This is a genomic window from Streptomyces sp. SAS_270, assembly GCF_052543295.1.
On the sequence record NZ_JBMNDS010000058.1, the window covers coordinates 1 to 21,695 of the forward strand.

The window sequence follows — 21,695 nt, forward strand, 5'->3', positions numbered from 1 at the left end:
CCCCCCCCCCCCCCCCCCCCCCCCCCCCCCCCCCCCCCCCCCCCCCCCCCCCCCCCCCCCCCCCCCCCCCCCCCCCCCCCCCCCCCCCCCCCCCCCGGGCGCTTCGGTCCCGGGCCTTCCACCCTGGAGCTTCCCGACCCACCTGACCTGCACGTACGTCTTCCCTACCTCTTCTTTGCACACCGGTCGCAGTACGGTGTCCCTCATGCGCCCCGACACGTCTGCCGAGAACGTCGACCACACCGCCGAAGCAGCGCGCCTGGAGCGGACTGCCGGCCTGTATCCCGAGGACGCCGAGCACCTGCTCCTGCAGGCCGCGGCCCACCTGGAACTGGCCGGCGACCGCCCCGGCGCCACCGCGCTCTACGACCGCCTGCTGGCCACTCCGGCCTCCCTGGAGACCCCCCACCTGGTCCGCGCCCTCAAGGCGTCGAACCTCTGGGAGTACGGCCACGAGGCGGAGGCCCGCGCGATCATCGACGGCGTCCGCGCCGCGTCCCCGCGCGACCCGGCCCCCTGGGTGATCGTCGCGGAGTCCCTGGAGTCCCACGACGAGCTGGAGGCGGCGCAGGACACCTTCACGCAGGGCGCGACGCTCCTCCTGACGGACGTGCCCGAGCCCCCGTACTCGACTCACCCGCTCCTCTACGGCCGCCACCGCGTCCGCCGCATGCTCGGCATGGCCCACGACCACTGGGACGCCCTGGCGGACACCCTCCACTCCTCCCCGGTCTCGCTGGACGAACTCCACGACCCGAAGCGCGTCTGGTCCCTCGGCTCGGACAACCCGGCGGAGCTGGCGGCCGAGATCAGCCGCCTGCGCGCCGAACTCGGCACCTACCGCGAAGCGCTCTCCCGCCCCTTCCCGGTGGCCGTCCTGCACTGGCCCGCCGCCGAACTGGCCGAACTCCTCGCGGCGTACCCGTCGTTGACCTCGGAATACCCCTCCCACGAGGAACACCTCGCGACCATAGAGGCATCCCTGCGCGAGCTCTCAGCCTCCGGCACCCCAAACCTGGGCATCGTGACGGGAACGGTCCCGTCCTACGAAGCCTTCGCCGCGTCGGAGGCGTCCTCCCCGTCGGACACCACCCTGCTCCCGCAGTACGCGACGACACTGGCAGCCAGGGGGCTGGCTGTGGCTTGGCCTCCGCAGCGGGGGGCTGAGTGCTGGTGTGGGTCGGGGCGGGTTTATGGGGGGTGTCACGGGGTCGGGTAGTCCAAACGGGCCCGGTCAGTGGCGCGCCAAGCCGGCGATCACCGACCAAATCTGCGCGTCTGTGGCGGGGCCACGTAGGCCCCCGCCACATCGCAAGGAGCTTCAGTCCTACGAGTCGCTGGCGGGCCCAGTGTTCTTCTCCCACCACGCCCGGTGGTAGCGAACATAGTCCGGATGCACCCTGTGTTGGCCCTTCATCAGCAGCCTTGGCAGCACAGGCGCGCCAAGCAATCCCGCACGCACAACGATCGACCAATCGTCGGCCACGACGACGGCGCCAATGTCCAGCCGCACATGGCAGTTGGGGCAGAGGCAGAGGATGTTCGGCTCAACATCGGGCCCGTTGTGGGGCCTACCCAACGGTCGTATGTGCGCACCCTCGCTGTAGGGCTTGCCGTCCGGCCCCATCAGGCGGAGACCGCACAGCTGACACTCGCCCTCGTAGAGCTCCTTGATGCGCCTAGCCGCCGGAGCGTCTCTCACGAAACGCTGAACCTGGGTGGTACGCACCTCAGGAAACTTCTCAGCTTCCTGCTGCCCGCTCAACTCATCCAACCCATCGAGTTCTTCGAGCATTTCAGCAACGTGACGTTCAACGTCCGTCTGCTCCTGGAGTGGATCCGACAGTCGCGCCAGGTCAAACTGACAGATCTTGAGTTCCGAGCCGTCCGGCGCTGGTGACTTGGATATCGCCGTGCGGATGGCCGTGATCTTGTACAGGCCGTCATACCTATAGTCATCGGGGAGCGAGAATCGCGGATCCCCTTCATAGCCACGGATGACACGAATCGGATGCCCGCGCTCATAGCTGCGCTTCAGAGCAGCGTTATCCCGGTATGCCCATGATTGACTACATAACAGCTTCCCCGTCTTCTCATCCTTCTCCTTGTCCGGCGAGGCCCCGGTGTATCGCACCCACGTCCAGTGGTCTTCGTCATCCTCGTACCCGCCGTGCAAGACGATGGCGTCGCCAACTTCGGCGCCGTCCTCGTCAGCGATCCACGAGATGCCCTTCTGGTTGGTGCGATGTAACTGGGCTCGCATCACATCCAGTCGTCGATGGAAGACGGCCCCAAGGGGGATCCCGGAGATGTGACCGATAGCTCGTTCGATTTCCACGTTTCCACTTGAGCGAAGTCGATCACCTCTGTCAAACCTGTATATAAAACTGGCCAGTTGCGTCATGTCCGAGGTCGCCACGTCGGGCGGGGTCACAAGCCGCTGGGCGCTTGCAGTCAGTACCATGCGCCGGTGATCTCGCGTAGAGCGGGCGGTCCGCGGCAGTTGCCAACGGCCGAGTTGGCTCGGACACGGAACTCGCCGATCGCGCCTACCGGCAGGTCGTTGACTCAGGCCGCTGTGATCCGCCCCGCGCCCGCGGGAAGCGGTGGCTCGGCTGACTGGCACGTTTGAGGGAGGATCCGCTGATCGGCGTCTGGCGGCGAGGAGTTCGGTGATCACTCAAGGAGTGAAAGTCACGGCGCGATGCGAAGACTGCGGCGGCTGGATGATCCGCGACGTTGGCCAGTACCTCGATCACGGGCAGTTGTGGTGGGGCACTGAAGGAGTGTGTCAGACCTGCCCAAATGGGTGGTGTGAGCAGGACACAGGTGGAGCGACTCCCGAGGAGATCCGGCAGGCTCTGCTCGCAGAACACGGGCCCGCCCGACTTCACCTTGCGGACGACGAGCCCAGCCTCATCCCCATCCTGCGAGTCCTACGCGAGTCTCTCCAGCTGCCTTTGGGCCAGGCACGCACGATGGCCAGCGAACTGAAGGACACCGGCCTGGTTGGCACCCTGATCGAGATGGAGCTCATTGCTGGTGCGCTGCAACGCCGATCAGTAGCTACAACCATCGAGACGCGCGGCATAAGGAATCAGTGACACAGGACATGTCGCACGGGGCTTCCTCATCGCCCTCAGCCCGAAGTGTCAGTGGTCTCTGTTACACATGAGCACGGCCGTACAAGTCACCAAAGGGGTCCGCGTGTCTGAGCTGGGGGATCTGACGCAGCCTGCGGCAGGCGTGTACGAAGAGCTCATCACTCTGCGGTTCGAGCAGAAGCTGAAGGAGTTCGCCGCCCTCGGATGGCATCCGGTGAGCGATGTAGTCGGCGACGAGTCCGTCCCACATGTCTTGGCCAGGCACGTGGCCCGAGCGGTGCGGCGGGTGATGCAAGGCCTCCCTGCGGAGGAGCGGGTACACGCCGCGAACCACATCCTGGAGTCCATCAGCACCCTCGAAGGCGCACAGGAGTGGGTGGATCTGGTCGCTCCCGGACCTCGTCAACTTCTCGCACTGACCCGGCAGGAGGCTCCCGGCGTCTTCGCCGTACGCCCAGGCATCCCGCTCTCCGACGCCGCCCTCATCACCAACTCACCAGAAGACCCGAGCCTCGGCTTCGAATTGCGCGCCGAGCTTGCCACCGCTGACCGCGTAGATCTGCTCTGCGCCTTCGTGAAGTGGCACGGTCTGCGGATCATCGAGCAGTCCTTGCAAGCAGCACATGAGCGAGACGTGCCGATACGCGTCATCACGACGACGTACATCGGAGCGACCGAGCGGCGCGCGCTGGATCGACTGGTCCAAGAGTTCAACGCCGAGGTCAAGGTGAACTACGAGACCCGGTCCACCCGGCTTCACGCCAAGGCATGGCTGTTCCGCCGCAAGAGCGGCTACGACACCGCCTACATCGGTAGCTCCAATCTCTCCAAGGCCGCGCTGCTCGATGGCTTGGAGTGGAACGTCCGGATGTCTTCGGTCGCCACGCCTGATGTACTGCGAAAGTTCGAGGCGACCTTCGAGGCGTACTGGAGCGATCCGTCCTTCGAGTCGTACGACCCCGACACTGACGGGGACCGGCTGACGGAGGCGTTGGCGATCGCGGGCGGCACCTCTTCCACGTCCGCGGCGGAGCGCAGGATCACCCTGTCTGGCCTTGAAGTACGGCCATATCCGCATCAGCGCGACATGCTGGAGCGGCTGGATGTCGAGCGTGAGGTCCATAACCGCCACCGGAATCTGCTGGTCGCGGCGACCGGTACAGGCAAGACGGTAATGGCAGCGCTCGACTACAAGCAGTTGCGCAGGAAGTACGGCCGTGACCTGCGCCTCTTGTTTGTCGCCCACCGCAAGGAGATCTTGCAGCAGTCTCTGCGCACCTACCAAGACGTCTTGGTAGACCCGAACTTCGGCGAGTCCCTCCACAGCGGCGAGATCCCGGAACGATGGACCCACGTCTTCGCGAGTGTGCAGTCGCTCAACGCACGAGCGCTGGATCGGCTCTCTCCTGATCACTTCGATGTAATCGTGATCGACGAGTTCCACCACGGGACATCACCGACGTACCGCAAGATCCTCGATCACTTCCAGCCGGCGGAGCTCCTGGGGCTGACAGCCACGCCTGAGCGCATGGACGGCAAGAACATCCAGGACGAATTCTTCGATGGCCGGATCGCAGCTGAAATGCGGCTTTGGGAAGCCCTCGAAAACAACCTCCTCAGCCCGTTCCACTACCTCGGCATCAGCGACAACACCGACCTGAGTGCGGTGACATGGAAACGCGGCGGATACGACGCGGAGGCCCTGAGTAACGTACTCAGCGGCGACAAGGCCCGGGCGCGGCTGGTCATCAAGGCCGTCGAAGCGAAGATCGCCGAGCCAGGCGCCATGCGCGCCTTGGGCTTCTGCGTGTCAGTCGCGCACGCGCGCTTCATGGCCGAGCACTTCCGCATCGCGGGCCTCAATGCTGTTGCTCTCTCCGGTGAAACACCAGCAGAGGAGCGCAGACAAGCACTGGAAAGCCTCAGATCAGGGGCGTTGCAGGTAATCTTCTCCGTCGACCTCTTCAATGAGGGGCTCGACATTCCCGACGTAGACACACTGCTCCTGTTGCGCCCAACGTCGAGCGCGACCGTGTTCCTCCAGCAGCTTGGTCGAGGCCTCCGGCGCACCGAGGACAAAGCGGTGCTGACTGTGCTGGACTTCATTGGTCTGCATCGCAAGGAGTTTCGCTTCGAGAACCAGTTCCGGGCGTTGACGAACCTGACCCGCAAGCGGCTCCTTGACAACATCGAGCATGACTTCCCGCAGCTTCCCTCTGGTTGCCAGATCCTCCTTGAGGAGAAGGCCAAGAAGACCATCATCGCCAACATCAAGGACCAGATCGGTGTCAATGTCACGGCCTTGGCCCGCGAGGTAGCTGATTACGCGGAGCGGGAGCTCAGCGGCTACCTCTTCGAGAGTGGTCGCGAGCTCAGAGAGCTCTATCGAGGCAGCGGCAACTCGTGGACGGGACTCCTCCGCCGCTCTGGCCTCTTGAAAGGTGAGGCGCCGGAGGGTGAAGCCGCGCTCCTCAAGCGCGTCTCCGCCTTCCTCCACGTGGACGATCCGCTGCGAGTAGCCGCGTACACGCGGATGCTGGAGGATGACGCGCCTTCCTACAACACGCTTGACGAACAAGGGCAGGCGTACGCACACATGCTCTTCTTCCAGCTCTGGCCGCTCGGCGGCGTAACCCGCAAGGGCTTTGCTGACTACGACGCCGGATTTGCAACTCTGCGCCACCAGCACGCCGTACGCAGCGAGCTGCGCCAGGTGCTGGAGTACAACCTCGCTCACACCGAGCACGTCCCCATTCCTCTACTGGGCATGAACGGCCAGAACGGCATCCCGCTCACGGTGCATGCCTCGTACAGCCGTGAGGAAATCCTTCCTGCCCTTGGCCAGTCCTCCATTGGCGGCTTCATGCCAGGTGACTTCCGGGAGGGAGTGAAGTGGTGCGATTCGATCAAAACCGATGCTCTCCTCGTCACGCTAGACAAGGATGAAAAGGACTTCTCCCCGCAAACGCGCTATCACGACTTCGCGTTGAGCGAGACCCGATTCCACTGGGAGTCTCAGAACCAGACCTCTGAAACCTCCCCCACAGGCCTCCGCTATCAGCATCACGTCCGCGAGGGAAGCCACGTTCTACTCTTCGTTCGGCGCTACAAAAGCACTGACATCGGTGGAGCTCAACCGTGGATGCTGCTCGGCCCGGCCGAGTACGACAGCCATGAGGGGAGCAAGCCGATGGCCGTCACGTGGAAGCTGAAGCACCAGATTCCGGCGGACGTCTGGACGTATTCAGCAATCGCCACTGGGTGACGCCCTCATCGCAAGTCTCCGGAAACAGCCGCTTCAGCCTCGAAGTGCATCTGAGCCCGGTCGAGCGCCTCGTCCGCATCGCAGCCATGCGCACGGAGCCAGAGGAGGACGTCTGCGATGACATCGATCGCCGCGTCCTCCGCTACGGCCACGCTCAACGCACGTGGGCCCTCGCTCATCGCGCAAGGCAAGGCCGCCGCTGCATAGAGGCCGAGGATCGCCTCGGCTCTGGCCACCTGTGCGCCGCCGCTGTGGCCGTTCGGCGAGGTCAGATTCGTCGCCAACTCGCACCAAGTCACCTTCCGGTCCTCACCGAGCTGCACGCCCCAGCGCTCGGCAACGGCTTCAACGAGCGCCATGCCGCGCCCACCTTCGGAGTCGGCTTCCGCCTGGATCAGGGTCGGTAGGGCACGGGTGTCGGGGTCGTGGACTTCGATCCGCAGGCGGGTGCCACTCATCGAAACTGCGAGCGTGGTCGGGGTCCCTGCCCCTACATGCGTGATGACGTTCGAAACAAGTTCAGTGACGCAGAGTTGCGCAGCATCCGTGAGCTCTTGCAGTCCCCAGCACTTCAAGTGGATCCGCATGATCCGCCGTAGAGCTGCCACCTCCTCGGGCTCCGCCGCGAAGGGGAGATCCCAAGGCGTTCTCGGCATGCACGTGATGTGGGCCATGGCTCAACTCCTTCGGCGCTGCGCCGAGTTGCTATACGCAATCGGTCACGTACCGAGAGTTGCATTGGAACTCTCAAAATGGAACTCTCATTTCCATCGCATCGGAGCGCGCGCATGTGTCGCGCGCTCCCGGCGCACACCACGTTGCCGCCTCACTCCCACAACCAGCACCATCTGAAGGATCAACACGAAAGGCCTCGCACATGGCAGTTGGACCTACTACCCGCAGACGCCAGCTGGGCGCTGATCTGCGCCGCCTCCGCGAACTCAAGGGCCTCACCCTCGAAGAAGCTGGCGCGCGCGTCGGCATCTCCAAGGCCACGCTGAGCCGCTACGAGACGAAGGAGGGCTCGGTCAAGTGGCCCTCCGTAGATGCCTTGTGCCGCGAGTACGGGACCTCTGATGAGGAACGCTTGGCCCTCGTCGAGTTGGCAAAGGGGGCCAAGATCCAGGGCTGGTGGCGGTCTCTCGCCGACCCCATCCCCGACTCCATGAACCTCATGCTCACGCTTGAGGACGAAGTCGTCCGAGAAGACCACTACGCCTGCATGTACATCCCCGGCCTACTCCAGACCCGTGCCTACGCCGAAGCCGTTCACCGAGCTTCAGAGATGCAGTGCCCAGAACGGGAGGTGCAGCACATGGTCGACATCCGCATGAAGAGGCAGGAGCTTCTTCAGCGCGACGAGCCTCCACACATCTGGTGCGTGATCGACGAGGCAGCGATCCGACGCGTGGTCGGCGGAACCGAGGTCATGCGTGAACAGCTGCGCCACCTCATGACCGTTGCGGAACGTCCAGACATCACGGTCCAAGTCCTCCCGTTCTCAGCAGGGGCCCATGCGGCAGCAGTGGGGAGTTTCGCGGTCCTACGGGGACCCACGCGCCAGCTGGACGTGGTGTACGTGGACCTCCTCGGCGGTGGGCTCTTCATGGAGAAGCAGCCGGAGTTGGACCGCTATAGGTTGGCGTTCGAGTACCTCAGCGCACAAGCACTCGACCTTGAGTCCTCCATGGCGCTGGTCCAACGCATAGACGAGGAGTCTTGAAATGGCCGCAGTACCTGCGCCCCGCTGGTTCAAGTCGTCGTACAGCGGGGGCAGCGGCACGGAGTGCGTGGAGTGCGCGTACTCCGGCGGCGCCATCCTCGTACGCGATTCCAAGAACGCCCATGGTGCGGCCATCAACGTCGGCAGTCACGCATGGCAGAGCTTCATACGCCCGCTGCGCCAGCGCTCCTTCCCCGCTATCCATCGCGCCCAACGGGAACCGTGGGGTGTCGGGCGATCTCCGTTGCCGTAGGGCCGGCTGTCCAGCAAGCTGTTGGGCATGCCCGGGCAGCGGAAGAGGAAGCGGCAGCAGGAAGCGCGGAGTCAGCGTGCAAGAGCCGCGTACGAAGAACGTGACGGTCGATGGGAGCGCATCTTCTCGACACAGGACGAGGCCGAATTCCGGGCCTTTAAAAGCCGCTTCCTGGCTGAGCATCAGTCGATCGACCCGTCGATGGTCCGCATCGATGTGTTCTGCGGCCGCCTGGTGCAGCCGACCAGCTATTGCCTGAGCGTGTTCGTGCCTGCCGAGTCCTCCGAGCGCGCTGATCGCGCTGGGGGTGCTGTCACCGCAGTGCCTCAATGGCCTTGAGGATGAGGGCGCGTGCGTCGGCGCCGTAAACAGCCATGCTCCGGAGTTGTTCGAACGCCTTCAGGTACAGCTCGATCTCGGACGGCTGTGTGATGTTGACCTGGGCGGACAGGAGTTCCACCGACACGAGAGTGTCGTCGTAGACATGGAACAGCTCTTGCGGCCACAGAGCGCGTTCTCGCGTGGCTCTTGGGATGACGCCCAGCGAGACGGCTGGCAGGGCGCCTGCGGTGAGGAGGTATCCGAGCTGAGCCGCCATCGTGTCGCCATCGGCCAACTGGTAGTAAAGGGCGCCCTCTTCGATCAGTAGCACGAAGCGGTGTCCGCGTTCGTGGATGATCTGCGAGCGTTCGAGTCGGGCGGCTGCTGCTTCTTCCGCGTCATTGGGGACATCGAGCAGCTGGGCGTTGGCTCCCAGCAAAGCCCGTGCGTATCCCTCTGTCTGCACGAGCCCTGGGATCAGCGTGGGTGAGTAGACGCGGAACAGCCGAGTTGACCGGTACAACTTCACATAGCTGTCCTGGAGTTGGCGTAGACCCTGACGGACTCGGCGCTGCCACTCCGTATACATGGACTCGGCGTCCCGGGATGCGGCGATCAGGTCAGCCGTATGGCTTTCGGCATTGCAGGCAGTGCACCACCTGCGGATGTCTGTGGGTGACGGGGGCGTCTTGGCGTTCTCGATGCGCGAGGTCTTGGCGTGGTGCCAACCGCACCGACCGGCCAGCTCGACGACCGTGAGCCCCGCATCCCTCCGCAGTTCGCGCAGTCGGCCCGCCACTCTTTTGCGAGCGTCTTGGGCCGATGACGAGGGGGATATGGGCATGAGCTGGCCTGTCCGGTAATTCCTGTCAGTGAATCTTGTATTGGTCGTGCGGGACTGCGCGGCCCCATACCGCCTCGAAGGCGTCCACGCACTGCTGGACGACTTCCGGCTCCGTACAGAGTTCGAGCGGAGGTTCCGCCCAGTTCCCCTCGCCGGTGAAGTGGTTGAACAGTACCTGCGTGCCGTCGAAGATCCATAGGTCACAGCCGGGCAGCAGCAAGTCTGCCGCACGTCGCCGAGACAGCCACCGCACCTGTTCTCCGGCATGGACGTTGACCGGAGTGCCGGCCCACTCGTAGCGGATGTAATCGGTGACCGGTTCCGACACGATCCGAGCCCGACGGACGGCAACACCGCGGGATGTCGCACGTGAGATCAGGTCGACCCACGGTGTCCAGTACGCAGACCCGGGGTCTACGTCTCGCCTGCCAATGCGCTTCCACTCGTTGAAGTCATCGGCTTCGTCACCGACTCCGTACACATCCCGCATCTCCAGATGAACAGCTGAGCTCTGGGACGCTTCGAGGAGATCGTTAAAGCGCAGCTCGCTCTGCGGCATCGCAAGCCTCCCTCAGCAGCGGCACCAGGTGTACGGGGACGCGGATCACTGTCTCGTGGGCAGGGATCCCCTTGTCGTGCCCGGCTGCGGTGTTCTCCACGCATTGGAGACGGGTCTGATCATCGGCGATGTAGCTCTGGAGCACGATGTCGGCGTTCTCCGAGTCCACCCACGCTGTCGGCGAACCGCTCTGGCCCGTCTCTGGATCGACACCGATGAGCTGTAAGGCCATGGCCGTCTCCCTTTCGAACTGTGCACTGATGTGCAGCAAAGTCCTGCATCCAGCGTTGCCGGTCAAGGGTGTTGAGCCAGATCTCCCTCTACGGAATGAGCTGGTGCACATTGCTGCACATCAGTGGGAAGCGGACTCGTTGCACTCATAACCTCGCGGCGAGCGATGGCTCCACCGGCACCCGGTGGCCGGCCCCGCACCGCCCGACACGGGCATGAGCAGGAAAGAGAGGACGCGATGACCGTCATCCTGGATTCAGAGGTCCGGACCGGACGATCCCTCGTCGACGACGAGTTGTTCGATCGCCTTGCTTCCTTCCTGGAAGCAGAGGACAAGGTGTCCCGGCCGCACGCGGAGAAGGTCGTGGACCAGGCTCTTGCGTTCCTGTGGATGAGTGGTCATCGCAGCGACGTGCCGCTGTCGCCGTCGAGGCAGGTCGACCCGGGGTGGCACGCGTTCATCCTGCACTCGCGTGAGTACGAGCGGTGGTGCCGGGACCCCCGGGGCGGGGGACCCGCCATCACCTCGCCAAAAACGCCGTCATCGCCGCGTGCAGCCGTTCCGGCTGGTCCAGGTGGGCGTCGTGGGTTGCGTCGGGGATGACGGTGAGTTGGGTGGTTGGGCGGTGGGAGATCATTTGGGTGGGCTCTGTCGGGGGCATGGTGCCGTTTGCGGCGCGGATGACGAGGGTGGGGCACTGGATCCGGGTCCACTCGGACCAGTAGGCGTGCGTGGCCAGTTCGGTGATCGCCGCGATCGTCGTGTCGTGGTCCAGGCGGGGGTGCCAGCCGTCCTCGCGCTGCTCCAGGTTCCGTGCCCAGGCCTCGTGGCCGAAGAAGTCGGCTGCTGCGGCAGGGGACTTGAAGGGGGTCGGCCAGCTGTCCAGCCATGCCGCGATCTCCGTGGGGAGGTTCGGGTTCGGGCCGTTCGGGCCCGCCTCGATCAGGATCAGGGAATGGATCAGTTCCGGGTGCGCGGCCGCCGTGAGGAGTGCCGTGAGGCCGCCCAGGGACTGGCCCACCAACGTCACGGGGGCCAGGGCGAGTTCGCGGATGAGCGTCACCGTGTCCCGTACGCACGCCGCTCGGGTCATGTCCCGCGGGCGGCGGGTGCTCGCGCCGTGGCCCCGGGCGTCGTACGTCACCACTCTGTGGCCGTCCGCGAGGAGCAGCGGGAGTACGTCGTCCCACTCGCCCATGTGGCCCGCGAGGCCGTGCAGGAGGAGGAGAGGGGGCCGGGGAGGAGGAGTGGCGGTTCCTGGCCGTGGGTGGTGGTCGCGGTAGGCGAGACGGATGGTGTCCTCGGTGGTGAGCGTGAGGGTGCGGGGCTCGGGCTGAGGGGTCTGCACGATGTCTTGTCTTCCGCCGTCGGGTCGGGCACCCGGCCGTGCGGCGGGCATGGACCGGGAACCGGTGTCGGCGGATGCCGGTTTCGCCTCCCAGAATTCCGGCTTTCCGGCTTCCGGCTTTCCGGCTTCCGGATTCCGGCTCCCGGATTCCGGCTCCCGGATTCCGGCTCCCGGTCCATGCCCGCGCGCGGCCGGACGGCCACCGTAAGCGGTGTGAGGCCGTCGGCGTCAGCCCGGCGGCCTCACGTCACCACTGTCACGTCACGTCACGTCACCACTGTCACGTCGCCAACGTCAGGTCCGCCCTGCCGAACAACAGGGCGTAGCCGGTGGACAGTTGCTCCAGGACCTGGTCGATGACCTCGTTGCCCACCGCCTTCGGCAGCACGCTGAGCACCGACGTGACGTCCCAGCGGGCCGTGGCCGGGGTGGCGCCCAGGATGCGGGCCGCGACGCTGTCGACGAACTGCGCGGCGGTCAGGCGCCGCGTGGCCGGCAGCTGCGTCGCGACGAGCCGGCCCGCCTCCTCGGGAAGCCGGCTCGCCAGCTCGTCGCGTACGTCGCCGTGCACGTGGCCGCCCAGCGCGGACAGCACGATACGGATGACGCGCTCCGCCTCCGACTCGGAGAGGTACTGGCCGGACTGCCGGACCACTTCGACCAGCTCACTCCATCTCAGCGAACTCATCGCGTCCGTCGTGTTCATCGTGTTCGCCGGACTCGTGGGGTCCGCGCTGCTCAGGATGCTCATCGTGTGTCTTCTCCTACGATTCCGATCCGAATCCGAATCCGATCCCTGCCAACGCGGCTCGGCTTCGCGAGCGTAGGTACTTGCGCGTCAGCAGCGCTTGAGCCGTGCTCAGCCGTCGAGTTCCCCGAGGGAGGAAGGACATTCGGAGTACGCCTGCGGCAAGAGACGGGGCGCGACGGCGAGGGCGGCCGTGGCGTGGCCCCGCGAGAGCGTTAGCCTCGGTTCGATCGACAGACGCAGCAGCGGGAGGCAGCAAAATGGCGAAGGTACCGGCCGCGGCGGTGGCCGCGAGTGGGCTCATCGGTGGATACGGCGTGGCCCGCTGGACCAAGAAGCGGCAGCTCGGCGGGGTCGTCCTGGCCGCCGCGGGAGCCGCAGCCGCGCAGCAGTGGCGGCAGCAGGCCGGCGGCAGGGCCGCGGGTGCGCTGACCGTCGCGTACGTCGCCGCCTTCGGCGCGTCCCACCCGCTGGCCAAGAAGGTCGGCGCCTGGCCCGCCGTGTTCGGCGTCGCCGGAGCCGTCGCCCTCGCCTCCTGGGCGGTCGCCGACCGGCACGCCTGATCAGCCCGGCCCCCGGAAGCCGTACCTCAGCCCAGCTCCCAGCCCAGCCGATCCACGTCGGCCGACCCCGCAACTACACCCCCTCAACCCCCTGAAACGCCCGCCGATACGCATACGGACTCGTCCCCACCACCCTCTTGAAGCGTTCCCGGAACGCCGTCGGGGAGCCGAATCCCGCCTGCGCCGCGATGCGTTCGACGGGGTACGCGGTGGTCTCCAGGAGGTACTGGGCCCGGCGCACCCGCGCCCGGTGCAGCCACTGCAGCGGTGTCGTCCCCGTCTGCTCGCGGAAGCGGCGGTTGAGGGTACGGGCGCTCATGCCGGCGTGGGCCGCGATGTCGTCCAGTGCGAGGTCGCGGTCGGCGTTGTCCTCCAGCCATCCGAGCAGGGGTTCCAGCGTGGCGCCGGCCGGGGCCGGAGGCCGGTCGTGGACGATGAACTGGGCCTGGCCGCCCTCCCGTTCGAGGGGTACGACGGCCATCCGGGCGGCATGCGCGGCCACGGCGGAACCGTGGTCCCTGCGGATCATGTGCAGGCACATGTCGATGGCCGCGGCCGCGCCGGCCGAGGTCAGGAGCTGCCCGTTGTCGACGTACAGGACGTTCGGGTCGACCGTAACCGCCGGGTACATCTCCGCCAGGTCCTGCGCCGCGAACCAGTGCGTGGTCGCGCGCAGCCCGTCCAGGAGTCCCGTGGCGGCGAAGACGAACGCGCCGACGCAGACGGAGGCGATCCGTGTGCCGTTCGCCGCCGCCGCGCGCAGGGCCTCCGCCACCCCCGGCGGCAGCGGGATCGTGGGGTCGGCGACCCCGGGCAGCACGATCGTGTCGGCGTCCGCGAGCGCGTCGAGGCCGTAGGGCGCGCGCAGGCTGTACGAGCCCGCGCTCACCTCCTCCGCCGGGGCACAGACCCGGACCCGGTACGCCTCCCGCCCGTCCGGCAGCCGGGCCCAGCCGAACGTGTCGATCGGGGCGGAGAGGTCGAACGGAATCACCTGGTCCAGCGCCAGTACGGCCACAGTGTGCATGGCAGGAGAGTAGGCATACGACGAGTTATGGCCAAGCCGTCGTACACGTCGCACCAGCGGGAGAAGTGCACCTCGGCACTGAAAAGAGCCCAGAACACCCCTGGCGAGAATCCGTCACACCCTGGCAAAACCGCCACTTCTGCAAGATCCGCCGTGCACCTAGCGTCACCCCGTGACCAAGTTCCTCCTCGCCGTCCATGTCATCGCCGCGATCGTCGCCGTCGGGCCCGTGACCGTCGCAGCGAGCCTCTTCCCGCCCAGCGCGCGCAAGGCCCTCGCCGACCCCGGTGACGTGGGGGCCGCGGAGACCGTACGGCTGCTGCACCGCATCTGCCGGGTGTACGCGGCCGTCGGCGTCGTCGTCCCCGTCTTCGGGTTCGCCACGGCGAGCAACATGGGGGTGCTCGGGGACGCCTGGCTGGTCGTCTCGATCGCGTTGACCGCGCTCGCCGCTCTGGTCCTCGTCGCCCTGGTGCTGCCCCGGCAGAGCGTGTTCGTCGACGGCGGCGGCGACCCCGCGGCGGCCGTCCGGCTCGCCATGTTCACGGGGATCTTCAACCTTCTCTGGGCCACCGTCACCGTGCTGATGATCATTCGGCCCGGGTCCACGACCGGGGCATAGGAACCCGCGCACCCGGGGCATAGGATCCCGCCCATGTACGGACAGGTGCCAGGACACGGGCAGCAAGGACAGCCGGCGCCGCAGGCCTATCTCGCCTCGGTGCAGAGCAGGCTCACGGCCGACGGATGCGAGACGCGGTGGGAGGACTGGGCCGGTGTGCCCGTCCTCGTGGGGCGGCGGGCCGACTTCCGCATGAGCTGGATGGCGACACGGCTGCACCTGTTCACCGTGGCCGCGGCGGTCCCCGAGATAACCGTCCCCGCCATCGAGGGCTTCACCGACCAGGTGATGAAGTACGCCAAGGACAACAAGGGCGGCCTGCCCGTCGGCCTGCAGAACGGCATCGGCGCCTTCCCGCTGCTGGTCAGCGACCGGGTCGATCCTGCCGCCGTCCACTGGGCGGAGGATCGGCAGCGCATCAAGTTCGCCTGCATGACGCGGCCGGTCGTGGTGGACAGCACGCAGCAGTACGTCGGGATGTACCGCGGCAAGCCCGCGCTCGGTCGCGTCTACGCGTCGTACTTCATCCAGAAGGGCTCGCAGTACTTCTTCGGCCAGTGATCAGCGGGCGGCACCGGTGACTCGGTCCCGGTGCCCCAGCACGTTCACGACCCTGCCGTTCGGGTCCCGCACGAAGAAGCGCCGTACGCCCCAATCCTCGTCCCGCAGCTCCCGTACGATCTCCGCGCCCGAGGCGACGACCTCCGCGTACACCGTGTCGACGTCCTCGACCTCCACGCTCAGGTCGGGCACGACCGGCGCGGTGCGCTCCTCGGTGAGGAAGCTGATCTGCGCGGTGGGGTTGGAGGGGGAGGCGAGGGTCCTGACCCAGCCCAGGTTCATGACCTCCTCGAAGCCCAACAGGCCATAGAAGTCACGGTTGTTCACCATGGACTTCTCGGACTCGACCTGGACGTTCGGGACGACTCTGCGGATGGTCATGACGAACCTCTCCTCAAAAATCACGACCGCCGGTCATCAAGACCACTGGTCATCACGACAGGACCACTGGTCATCGCGATCGCCGGTCATGACGACCGCTGCGCCGGCATCAGTTCCTCGTCCGCCGAGTCTGCCCTGAACTGCCGTGCCACGACGGCCGCGACGAACACTCCGGCCGCGATGAGGAGGGTGAAGAACCCCCACGCCAGGGGCCACGCGTTCGCGAACCCGTCCGGCGGGCCGGGGTGTGCGCTCAGCGAGACGTACATCAGCGCCGCCGGGGGCACGGCCACCAGGAGCAGCGGCCAGCCGAGCGCGTCCCGGTGGCCGAAGTAGGCCGCCAGGAGGAGCAGGGCGGCGCCCAGGAGCAGGACGCCGATGCCCGTCATCGGGGTCGTCTCCGTGTCGGACCCCGGGAGCTGGACGCGGTTGCGCAGGTCCCAAGGGAGGCAGACGAGATACGCCGCGCAGGACAGGGCGGCGCCGAGTACGCGCGTCAGCCAGCGTTCCGGCCAGCGGCGCGTTCGCAGAGGGCTCAACAGCTTCTCGGTCATGCGTACGAGAGTTGCGCGCGTGCGGACGGCTCGACAGAGTACGCGTACTCAGACCGGCCCTGGGTTCCACCGTTTCCTAGGGAGTCGCCACGGCCGTGAGCGGCTTGGCGATGTCCTCCAGGGAGCGCCGTTCGGCCCGTACCGCCAGTGCGGCCGCGACCAGTCCCGCCGCGCACATCAGGCCCGCGCCGATCTGGAAGGCGAGGACCGTGTCGCCGACCTTGCCTGTCTTGGTGAGGTCGGCGAACAGGAGCGGTCCGCTGATGCCGCCCGCGGCGGTGCCGATGGCGTAGAAGAAGGCGATGGCGAGGGCGCGGGTCTCCATCGGGAAGATCTCCGAGACCGTCAGGTACGCGCTCGACGCGCCCGCCGAGGCGAAGAACAGCACCACGCACCAGCAGGCCGTCAGGGTCACCGCGCTCAGCGAGCCCTGGTCGAAGAGCCAGGCCGTGCCGAAGAGGAGGATCCCGGACAGCAGGTAGGTCGAGGAGATCATCACGCGCCGCCCCACCGTGTCGAAGAGCTTGCCGAGCAGCAGCGGGCCGAGGAAGTTGCCGACCGCGATGACGGCGAAGTAGTAGCCGGTGTCGGACGTGGAGACGTCGTAGAACGTCGTGAGGATCGCGCCGAAGCCGAAGGTGATGGCGTTGTAGAGGAAGGCCTGGCCGACGAAGAGGGAGAGGCCGAGGACGGCGCGCCTGCGGTAGTCGGCGAAGACCGTGCGGGCGATCGTGAGGAAGCCGATGGTCTTGCGCTGTTCGATGGTGATCTCCCCGGCGGGTTCCGGGAGTTCGCGCCCGCCGCGCTCCTCGCGGACGCGTTCCTCCACCGCGGCGACCACCTGCTCGGCCTCCCGCTCCCTGCCGTGGATCAGCAGCCATCGCGGGCTTTCGGGGACGTTGCGGCGGACGAGGAGGATGACCAGGCCGAGCACCACGCCGAGGGCGAACGTCAGCCGCCAGCCCACGTTCTCGGCGAACACGTCCGTGTTCAGCGCGAGGATCGACAGGAGCGAGCCGCCGACCGCGCCGACCCAGAAGCTGCCGTTGATGATCAGGTCGACCCGCCCGCGGAAGTGGGCCGGGATCAGCTCGTCGATCGCGGAGTTGATGGCCGCGTACTCGCCGCCGATGCCGAAGCCCGTGAGGAAGCGGAAGGTGAAGAACCACCAGGACTCGAAGGAGACGGCCGTCAGGGCCGTGGCCGCCAGATAGACCACGAGCGTGATCATGAACAGTTTCTTGCGGCCGTAGCGGTCGGTGAGCCGGCCCCAGAAGAGCGCGCCCGTGCAGGCTCCGGCGACATACAGCGCGGCGGCGAGACCGGTGACCTGTGCGGACGAGATCGGCAGTCCGCTGCCCGGCTCGGAGAGCCGGCCCGCGATGTTGCCGACGACCGTGACCTCCAGGCCGTCCAGGATCCACACCGTGCCGAGGCCGACCACGATCATCCAGTGCCAGCGCGACCACGGGAGGCGGTCGAGCCGGGCGGGGATGGACGTGGTCACCGTTCCGGTCTGCACTTGCATGTCGGCGCTGGACATGGGCTCCCCTCCTCGTCGGGCGAACCGTGTCCGAGTGCCCGCGAGCAGCGCCTTCACGCCATCCGTGTGCGGCAACGCCTCCGTCCCGTGCGTCCCGCGAGCACCGCCGCTACGCCCCCAGCGCCCGCGACACCACGTAGATCAGCAGCCCCGCCAGCGATCCCACCACCGTGCCGTTGATCCGGATGAACTGCAGGTCACGGCCGATGTGGGCCTCGATCTTCTTCGTGGTGTGCTCGGCGTCCCAGCCCGCGACCGTGTCCGTGATGAGGGAGGTGATCTCCTTGCGGTACGTCGTCACGACGTACACGGCCGCGCCCTCCACCCATCCGTCGACCTTGGCCTGGATCTTCGGCTCGACGGCCATCCGGGCGCCCAGCGACAGCAGCGAGGCCCGCACGCGCAGCCGCAGCTCGCTGCGCTCGTCCTCGGCGGCCGACACGATCATCGAGCGTACGGCCGTCCAGGCGGAGGCGATCAGGTCCTGGACCTCGCCGCGGCCGAGCACCTCGCCCTTGAGGCGTTCCACGCGCGCGCGGGTGTCGGTGTCGGACTGGAGGTCGGAGGCGAAGTCGGTGAGGAAGCGGTCGAGGGCGCCGCGGGCCGGGTGGGCGGGGGCGTCGCGCATCTCGGTGACGAAGCGGAGCAGTTCCTTGTAGACCCGCTCGCCGACCTTCTTGTCGACGAACTTCGGGGTCCAGCCGGGGGCGCCGCCCTGCACCGCGTCCATCACGGAGTCGCTGTGCAGCACCAGCCAGTCGTGGGCGCGGACGCAGACGAGGTCGACGACCCGCCGGTGACCGCCGTCCCCGACGACCTTCTCCAGCATCTTCCCGATGCCGGGCGCGATCTCCTGGGCGTCGGCGCGGCGCGTGATCGCCTCGCCCACCACCGCCTGGACGTCGGAGTCGCGCAGCACCGTGAGGGCGCCGCGCAGCGCGGTGGCCAGCTCGGCCGTCACCCGGTCGGCGTGCTCGGGTTCGGCGAGCCAGGCGCCCAGCCGGCTGCCGATGCCGACGGCGTGCAACCGCTGCCGTACGACATCGGACGACAGGAAGTTCTCGCCGACGAACTCGCCCAGCGAGACGCCGAGCTGGTCCTTCTTGGTGGGGATGATCGCGGTGTGCGGGATGGGCAGGCCGAGGGGGTGGCGGAAGAGCGCCGTGACCGCGAACCAGTCGGCGAGCGCGCCCACCATGCCGGCCTCCGCGGCCGCCGCGACGTACCCCGCCCAGGCGCCCGCGCCCGCGTTGGACGCCCACTTCGCGAGGACGTACACCACGGCCACGAACAGCAGGAGGCCGGTCGCGGTGAGCTTCATACGGCGGACGCCGCGCTGCTTCTCCTCGTCGGCGGGGCTGAAGGACGTCATCGCGCGGCCCACCGGGGCGGGAGCGGCGGCTCCACCCCCGGCAGCCCGGCCGGGCACCGCCGCGTTATCGGCGGCGCCCGGCCGGGCATCATGCCCTACGCCACTCGTTTCATCCGGTTTTGTGCGTTCCATCCACTCCACCCGTTCACGGTCCCCCTACAAACATTGTCCCTTCCTGACCGACTCCTGGAACGGAACAAGAGTTCCCGGCGTCTGTCCGGAGGGGGGAAGTCACTGGGGAACTCCGCGGCCCAATGGGGGGTCCTGTTCAGCTGCCCCCTGCTCCATGACGCATCATGGGGTCATCACATCGGAGCCTCGGGCTCCCATCGCCCGAGGAGACCCGCACCGCATGACCAAGCGTCACGGTTATGCCTTGCTGTCCGCGATCATCGCTGTGATCGTGGTCATTTCCGGCGCCATATACCTCGGCGCCGCAGCCGACGACGGCACCGCACGCAACACTCTCGCCGGCGGCCGCACCTCGCACCCGTCGGCCGCCCCCGCCTCCACCGGCTCCTGGGTCGGCTCCTGGTCGGCCTCCCCCGTCGGCGCCGAACCCGGCACCGAGACGGGCGGCATGGCGGGCCGCTCGGTCCGCAACGTCGTGCACGCGGGCGCCGGAGGTACGGGTGCCCGCATCACGCTGTCCAATCTCTACGGACAGCAGCCACTGACCATCACCCACGCCTCCCTCGCCGTGGCGGCGGCCGTGAACAACGCGGCGGCGGCGACCGGCACCATGCGCCGCCTCACCTTCGGCGGCAGCCTCTCGGTGATCATCCAGCCCGGACAGCAGGTCCTGAGCGACGCCGTACGCGTGGAGATCCCGCACGACGCGGACGTCCTCGTGACGACGTACTCACCGATCCCGTCCGGACCGGTCACCTACCACCCGCACGCCCAGCAGATCTCCTACGTCGCCGAGGGCGACCGGACGGAGGACGTGAGCGGCACGCCGTACGCCGAGCAGACCCCGTACTGGCGCTATCTGACCGCTCTCGACGTGCTCAGCAACGAGTCGGCGGGCACCGTCGTCGCCTTCGGCGACTCGCTCACCGACGGCATCACCTCCACCGTCGGCGCCAACAGCCGCTGGACGGACATCCTTTCGGACCGGGTGCGCTCCTCCGCCGGCACCGCCGACGTGCCCCGCTACAGCGTCGTCAACCAGGGCATCAGCGGCAACCAGGTCCTCGCCGACGGCCTCGGCCGGCCCGCCGAGAACCAGGCCGGTGTGGCCCGCTTCGGCCGCGACGTCCTCGACCGCTCGAACGTCAAGGCCGTCGTCATCGACCTCGGCGTCAACGACATCCTGCGCAACCCGAAGCTCGCCGACCCCGACCGGATCACCGACGGGCTGCGCACCCTGGTCCGGCAGGCGCACGCCCGCGGACTGCGCGTCGTCGGCGCGACCCTGATGCCCTTCCAGGGGCACCGCGGCTACAGCTCCGCCCGCGAGGCCGTACGCCGGCAGGTCAACGCGCAGATCCGCGCGGGCAAGGTGTACGACGCCGTCGTCGACTTCGACAAGGCGCTGCGCGACCCGTACAACCCGCGCCGGCTGCGCGCCGACTACGACTCGGGCGACCACCTCCACCCGAGCGACAAGGGCTACCAGCGGATGGCGGAGGTCTTCGACCTCGAAGACCTGAAGGGCGCGGCACCGGCCGAGCTGTGAACCGCCCCTGACCGAAGGAGCAGGCCGCGGCCGGGCTCCCCCGCGCGGTTCAGTGGTCGCCGTCCCAGCCCCGGTCCCGGCGCCGGTCCTCGTGGCGCTCGCGGTGCCGTTCACGGCGGTCCTCGTGACGCTCGCGGCGCTCCTCGTGGCGTTGCCTGCGCTCGTCGTGGCGCTCGCGGATCAGCTCGCGGTGCTCCTCAAGGGCCTCGCGGGCGGTGTCGTACAGGTCGTCCAACACGTCGGGGTGGTCGGAGCGGCCCTCCAGCTCCCTGCGGGACTCCCGGCGCTCCAGCTTCTCCTGGCGGCGCTCCTCCTTCAGGCGCAGGCGCTCGGCACGGGGCAGCTTGCGCTCGACGCCGACACCGCCCCAGAAGGCGAAGCCCGTGATGATCACGCGGGGGGCGCCCGGGTCGCCGAGCCGGCCCTCCTGGCGGTGGTCGAAGCCGCCCATGATGCCGAGGCCGCGGACGACGACCTCGACGCCGGGCGGCACGATCACGTTCGCGCCGCCCATGATGGCGACGCAGTTGATGACGACCTCGCGGTCCGCGAAGTTCGCGTCGCGCAGGTCGATCTCACCGCCGCCCCAGAACGTGAAGGAGGTGAAGCGCTTGGGCACCGTCCACTGCCCCTTGCGCTGGAACCCGCCCATGATCGCGACACCCCACGTGGACGAGCCCTCGCCGCCGACGATCCGACCGGCCCAACTCCCGCTCTGCGCAGGCTGCTTGACCATCGACACCGGTGTGACGGCCACCGCACCCGGCAGGTCACGGGTGATCGGCGCCAGCTCTCCGTACGTACGCGCCTTGTACGTCGCCTCCAGCCGTTCCTCGAACTCCTCCATGTCGAGGCGGCCTTCGGCTACGGCGTCCCGCAGCTGCTCGGCGACTCGTTCACGATCGGCGTCGGAAGCCCGGAGCTCAGGGGTCGAGTGACCCGGGGGCGTCTCCGGTGAAGGCACGGCATCGGTCATGACTGCCACACTACGAGT

The 21,695-nt window shown here is 67.5% G+C and carries 24 protein-coding genes; 10 read left to right on the top strand and 14 right to left on the bottom strand.

All coding sequences use genetic code 11. The features are described 5' to 3' along the window. Positions 1-205 precede the first annotated feature (205 nt). The gene (locus tag ACN6LB_RS30940; protein WP_445028744.1) at positions 206-1,219 is read left to right on the top strand and encodes a hypothetical protein; all 1,014 of its coding nucleotides are present in this window, start codon (positions 206-208) and stop codon (positions 1,217-1,219) included. Positions 1,220-1,327: 108 nt separating this feature from the next. Here the strand turns inward: ACN6LB_RS30940 and ACN6LB_RS30945 are convergent, their stop codons facing one another. Beyond that, positions 1,328-2,338, bottom strand: coding sequence for a YDG/SRA domain-containing protein (locus ACN6LB_RS30945; protein WP_445028745.1), 1,011 nt, complete (start codon positions 2,336-2,338; stop codon positions 1,328-1,330). A 640-nt stretch (positions 2,339-2,978) separates the two neighbouring features. Between ACN6LB_RS30945 and ACN6LB_RS30950 the strand changes: the two genes are divergently transcribed. Both ACN6LB_RS30950 and ACN6LB_RS30955 read left to right on the top strand, forming a co-directional pair. After that, on the top strand, positions 2,979-3,104 hold the full coding sequence (locus ACN6LB_RS30950; RefSeq protein ID WP_445028746.1) for a hypothetical protein: 126 nt from the start codon (positions 2,979-2,981) through the stop codon (positions 3,102-3,104). Positions 3,105-3,171: 67 nt separating this feature from the next. Then, positions 3,172-6,369, top strand: a complete 3,198-nt coding sequence (locus tag ACN6LB_RS30955; protein ID WP_445028747.1) for a DUF3427 domain-containing protein — start codon at positions 3,172-3,174, stop codon at positions 6,367-6,369. A 5-nt stretch (positions 6,370-6,374) separates the two neighbouring features. Here ACN6LB_RS30955 and ACN6LB_RS30960 read toward each other — a convergent pair whose 3' ends face one another. Then, the gene (locus ACN6LB_RS30960; RefSeq protein WP_445028748.1) at positions 6,375-7,043 is read right to left on the bottom strand and encodes an ATP-binding protein; all 669 of its coding nucleotides are present in this window, start codon (positions 7,041-7,043) and stop codon (positions 6,375-6,377) included. Between the two features lie 203 nt (positions 7,044-7,246). On the opposite strand from ACN6LB_RS30960, the gene ACN6LB_RS30965 reads away from it, so the two are divergent. Genes ACN6LB_RS30965 through ACN6LB_RS30975 form a run of 3 tightly spaced genes read left to right on the top strand, consistent with a single transcriptional unit; the run spans position 7,247 to position 8,684 of the window. Further along, entirely contained in the window at positions 7,247-8,092 is an 846-nt protein-coding gene (locus ACN6LB_RS30965; protein WP_445028749.1) for a helix-turn-helix domain-containing protein, read from the top strand. 1 nt (position 8,093) lies between these two features. Next, positions 8,094-8,345: a DUF397 domain-containing protein gene (locus ACN6LB_RS30970; RefSeq protein ID WP_445028750.1), complete on the top strand. Its 252-nt coding sequence runs from the start codon at positions 8,094-8,096 to the stop codon at positions 8,343-8,345. 27 nt (positions 8,346-8,372) lie between these two features. Continuing rightward, positions 8,373-8,684, top strand: a complete 312-nt coding sequence (locus ACN6LB_RS30975; RefSeq protein WP_445028751.1) for a hypothetical protein — start codon at positions 8,373-8,375, stop codon at positions 8,682-8,684. Here ACN6LB_RS30975 and ACN6LB_RS30980 read toward each other — a convergent pair. From ACN6LB_RS30980 to ACN6LB_RS31005, 6 genes are all read right to left on the bottom strand, one after another. Continuing rightward, the gene (locus ACN6LB_RS30980; RefSeq protein ID WP_445028752.1) at positions 8,659-9,510 is read right to left on the bottom strand and encodes a helix-turn-helix domain-containing protein; all 852 of its coding nucleotides are present in this window, start codon (positions 9,508-9,510) and stop codon (positions 8,659-8,661) included. The genes ACN6LB_RS30975 and ACN6LB_RS30980 overlap by 26 nt on opposite strands. Before the next feature lie 25 nt (positions 9,511-9,535). Continuing rightward, positions 9,536-10,069 (bottom strand): DUF6879 family protein, encoded by a 534-nt coding sequence (locus tag ACN6LB_RS30985; RefSeq protein ID WP_445028753.1) that lies wholly within the window; start codon positions 10,067-10,069, stop codon positions 9,536-9,538. Continuing rightward, positions 10,044-10,301 carry a hypothetical protein gene (locus tag ACN6LB_RS30990; protein ID WP_445028754.1) on the bottom strand — a complete coding sequence of 86 codons (258 nt, stop codon included), beginning with the start codon at positions 10,299-10,301 and terminating at the stop codon, positions 10,044-10,046. The genes ACN6LB_RS30985 and ACN6LB_RS30990 overlap by 26 nt, the downstream gene beginning before the upstream one ends. 255 nt (positions 10,302-10,556) lie before the next feature. Then, a complete protein-coding gene (locus ACN6LB_RS30995) occupies positions 10,557-10,703 on the bottom strand; it encodes a hypothetical protein (RefSeq protein WP_445028755.1) in 147 nt (48 codons plus the stop codon). A 118-nt stretch (positions 10,704-10,821) separates the two neighbouring features. Continuing rightward, on the bottom strand, positions 10,822-11,649 hold the full coding sequence (locus ACN6LB_RS31000) for an alpha/beta fold hydrolase (RefSeq protein WP_445028756.1): 828 nt from the start codon (positions 11,647-11,649) through the stop codon (positions 10,822-10,824). 280 nt (positions 11,650-11,929) lie between these two features. After that, the gene (locus tag ACN6LB_RS31005) at positions 11,930-12,355 is read right to left on the bottom strand and encodes a DUF2267 domain-containing protein (protein WP_445028785.1); all 426 of its coding nucleotides are present in this window, start codon (positions 12,353-12,355) and stop codon (positions 11,930-11,932) included. A gap of 302 nt (positions 12,356-12,657) precedes the next feature. On the opposite strand from ACN6LB_RS31005, the gene ACN6LB_RS31010 reads away from it, so the two are divergent. Continuing rightward, complete coding sequence (locus ACN6LB_RS31010; protein ID WP_356139628.1) at positions 12,658-12,960, top strand: hypothetical protein; 303 nt, start codon at positions 12,658-12,660, stop codon at positions 12,958-12,960. Between the two features lie 73 nt (positions 12,961-13,033). Here ACN6LB_RS31010 and ACN6LB_RS31015 read toward each other — a convergent pair whose 3' ends face one another. Then, entirely contained in the window at positions 13,034-13,987 is a 954-nt protein-coding gene (locus tag ACN6LB_RS31015) for a GlxA family transcriptional regulator (RefSeq protein WP_445028757.1), read from the bottom strand. Between the two features lie 172 nt (positions 13,988-14,159). Here ACN6LB_RS31015 and ACN6LB_RS31020 point away from each other — a divergent pair, with 172 nt between their 5' ends. Both ACN6LB_RS31020 and ACN6LB_RS31025 read left to right on the top strand, forming a co-directional pair. Then, complete coding sequence (locus tag ACN6LB_RS31020) at positions 14,160-14,609, top strand: hypothetical protein (protein WP_445028758.1); 450 nt, start codon at positions 14,160-14,162, stop codon at positions 14,607-14,609. A gap of 33 nt (positions 14,610-14,642) precedes the next feature. Next, positions 14,643-15,170, top strand: a complete 528-nt coding sequence (locus tag ACN6LB_RS31025) for a levansucrase (protein WP_445028759.1) — start codon at positions 14,643-14,645, stop codon at positions 15,168-15,170. On the opposite strand, the gene ACN6LB_RS31030 is transcribed toward ACN6LB_RS31025, so the two are convergent. The 4 genes from ACN6LB_RS31030 to ACN6LB_RS31045 form a co-directional block, all read right to left on the bottom strand. Beyond that, positions 15,171-15,551 (bottom strand): VOC family protein, encoded by a 381-nt coding sequence (locus tag ACN6LB_RS31030; RefSeq protein WP_445028760.1) that lies wholly within the window; start codon positions 15,549-15,551, stop codon positions 15,171-15,173. An 86-nt stretch (positions 15,552-15,637) separates the two neighbouring features. Continuing rightward, positions 15,638-16,105 (bottom strand): hypothetical protein, encoded by a 468-nt coding sequence (locus ACN6LB_RS31035; protein ID WP_356139623.1) that lies wholly within the window; start codon positions 16,103-16,105, stop codon positions 15,638-15,640. Between the two features lie 76 nt (positions 16,106-16,181). Beyond that, the gene (locus tag ACN6LB_RS31040; protein ID WP_445028761.1) at positions 16,182-17,648 is read right to left on the bottom strand and encodes an MFS transporter; all 1,467 of its coding nucleotides are present in this window, start codon (positions 17,646-17,648) and stop codon (positions 16,182-16,184) included. Between the two features lie 109 nt (positions 17,649-17,757). Continuing rightward, the gene (locus ACN6LB_RS31045) at positions 17,758-19,152 is read right to left on the bottom strand and encodes a DUF445 domain-containing protein (RefSeq protein ID WP_445028762.1); all 1,395 of its coding nucleotides are present in this window, start codon (positions 19,150-19,152) and stop codon (positions 17,758-17,760) included. Between the two features lie 220 nt (positions 19,153-19,372). On the opposite strand from ACN6LB_RS31045, the gene ACN6LB_RS31050 reads away from it, so the two are divergent. Further along, a complete protein-coding gene (locus ACN6LB_RS31050; RefSeq protein ID WP_445028763.1) occupies positions 19,373-20,701 on the top strand; it encodes an SGNH/GDSL hydrolase family protein in 1,329 nt (442 codons plus the stop codon). A gap of 49 nt (positions 20,702-20,750) precedes the next feature. Here ACN6LB_RS31050 and ACN6LB_RS31055 read toward each other — a convergent pair whose 3' ends face one another. Beyond that, positions 20,751-21,677 carry a DUF1707 SHOCT-like domain-containing protein gene (locus tag ACN6LB_RS31055; RefSeq protein WP_445028764.1) on the bottom strand — a complete coding sequence of 309 codons (927 nt, stop codon included), beginning with the start codon at positions 21,675-21,677 and terminating at the stop codon, positions 20,751-20,753. Positions 21,678-21,695 lie beyond the last annotated feature (18 nt).

What these genes read in the sequence shown, in the direction of transcription:
- ACN6LB_RS30940 (WP_445028744.1), top strand. Translation starts at nt 206, where the DNA reads ATGCGCCCCGACACGTCTGCCGAGAACGTCGACCACACCGCCGAAGCA.
- ACN6LB_RS30950 (WP_445028746.1), top strand. Translation starts at nt 2,979, where the DNA reads ATGGCCAGCGAACTGAAGGACACCGGCCTGGTTGGCACCCTGATCGAG.
- ACN6LB_RS30955 (WP_445028747.1), top strand. Translation starts at nt 3,172, where the DNA reads ATGAGCACGGCCGTACAAGTCACCAAAGGGGTCCGCGTGTCTGAGCTG.
- ACN6LB_RS30960 (WP_445028748.1), bottom strand. Translation starts at nt 7,043, where the DNA reads ATGGCCCACATCACGTGCATGCCGAGAACGCCTTGGGATCTCCCCTTC.
- ACN6LB_RS30965 (WP_445028749.1), top strand. Translation starts at nt 7,247, where the DNA reads ATGGCAGTTGGACCTACTACCCGCAGACGCCAGCTGGGCGCTGATCTG.
- ACN6LB_RS30970 (WP_445028750.1), top strand. Translation starts at nt 8,094, where the DNA reads ATGGCCGCAGTACCTGCGCCCCGCTGGTTCAAGTCGTCGTACAGCGGG.
- ACN6LB_RS30975 (WP_445028751.1), top strand. Translation starts at nt 8,373, where the DNA reads ATGCCCGGGCAGCGGAAGAGGAAGCGGCAGCAGGAAGCGCGGAGTCAG.
- ACN6LB_RS30980 (WP_445028752.1), bottom strand. Translation starts at nt 9,510, where the DNA reads ATGCCCATATCCCCCTCGTCATCGGCCCAAGACGCTCGCAAAAGAGTG.
- ACN6LB_RS30985 (WP_445028753.1), bottom strand. Translation starts at nt 10,069, where the DNA reads ATGCCGCAGAGCGAGCTGCGCTTTAACGATCTCCTCGAAGCGTCCCAG.
- ACN6LB_RS30990 (WP_445028754.1), bottom strand. Translation starts at nt 10,301, where the DNA reads ATGGCCTTACAGCTCATCGGTGTCGATCCAGAGACGGGCCAGAGCGGT.
- ACN6LB_RS30995 (WP_445028755.1), bottom strand. Translation starts at nt 10,703, where the DNA reads ATGACCACTCATCCACAGGAACGCAAGAGCCTGGTCCACGACCTTCTC.
- ACN6LB_RS31005 (WP_445028785.1), bottom strand. Translation starts at nt 12,355, where the DNA reads ATGAACACGACGGACGCGATGAGTTCGCTGAGATGGAGTGAGCTGGTC.
- ACN6LB_RS31010 (WP_356139628.1), top strand. Translation starts at nt 12,658, where the DNA reads ATGGCGAAGGTACCGGCCGCGGCGGTGGCCGCGAGTGGGCTCATCGGT.
- ACN6LB_RS31015 (WP_445028757.1), bottom strand. Translation starts at nt 13,987, where the DNA reads ATGCACACTGTGGCCGTACTGGCGCTGGACCAGGTGATTCCGTTCGAC.
- ACN6LB_RS31025 (WP_445028759.1), top strand. Translation starts at nt 14,643, where the DNA reads ATGTACGGACAGGTGCCAGGACACGGGCAGCAAGGACAGCCGGCGCCG.
- ACN6LB_RS31030 (WP_445028760.1), bottom strand. Translation starts at nt 15,551, where the DNA reads ATGACCATCCGCAGAGTCGTCCCGAACGTCCAGGTCGAGTCCGAGAAG.
- ACN6LB_RS31035 (WP_356139623.1), bottom strand. Translation starts at nt 16,105, where the DNA reads ATGACCGAGAAGCTGTTGAGCCCTCTGCGAACGCGCCGCTGGCCGGAA.
- ACN6LB_RS31040 (WP_445028761.1), bottom strand. Translation starts at nt 17,648, where the DNA reads ATGTCCAGCGCCGACATGCAAGTGCAGACCGGAACGGTGACCACGTCC.
- ACN6LB_RS31045 (WP_445028762.1), bottom strand. Translation starts at nt 19,152, where the DNA reads ATGGAACGCACAAAACCGGATGAAACGAGTGGCGTAGGGCATGATGCC.
- ACN6LB_RS31050 (WP_445028763.1), top strand. Translation starts at nt 19,373, where the DNA reads ATGACCAAGCGTCACGGTTATGCCTTGCTGTCCGCGATCATCGCTGTG.
- ACN6LB_RS31055 (WP_445028764.1), bottom strand. Translation starts at nt 21,677, where the DNA reads ATGACCGATGCCGTGCCTTCACCGGAGACGCCCCCGGGTCACTCGACC.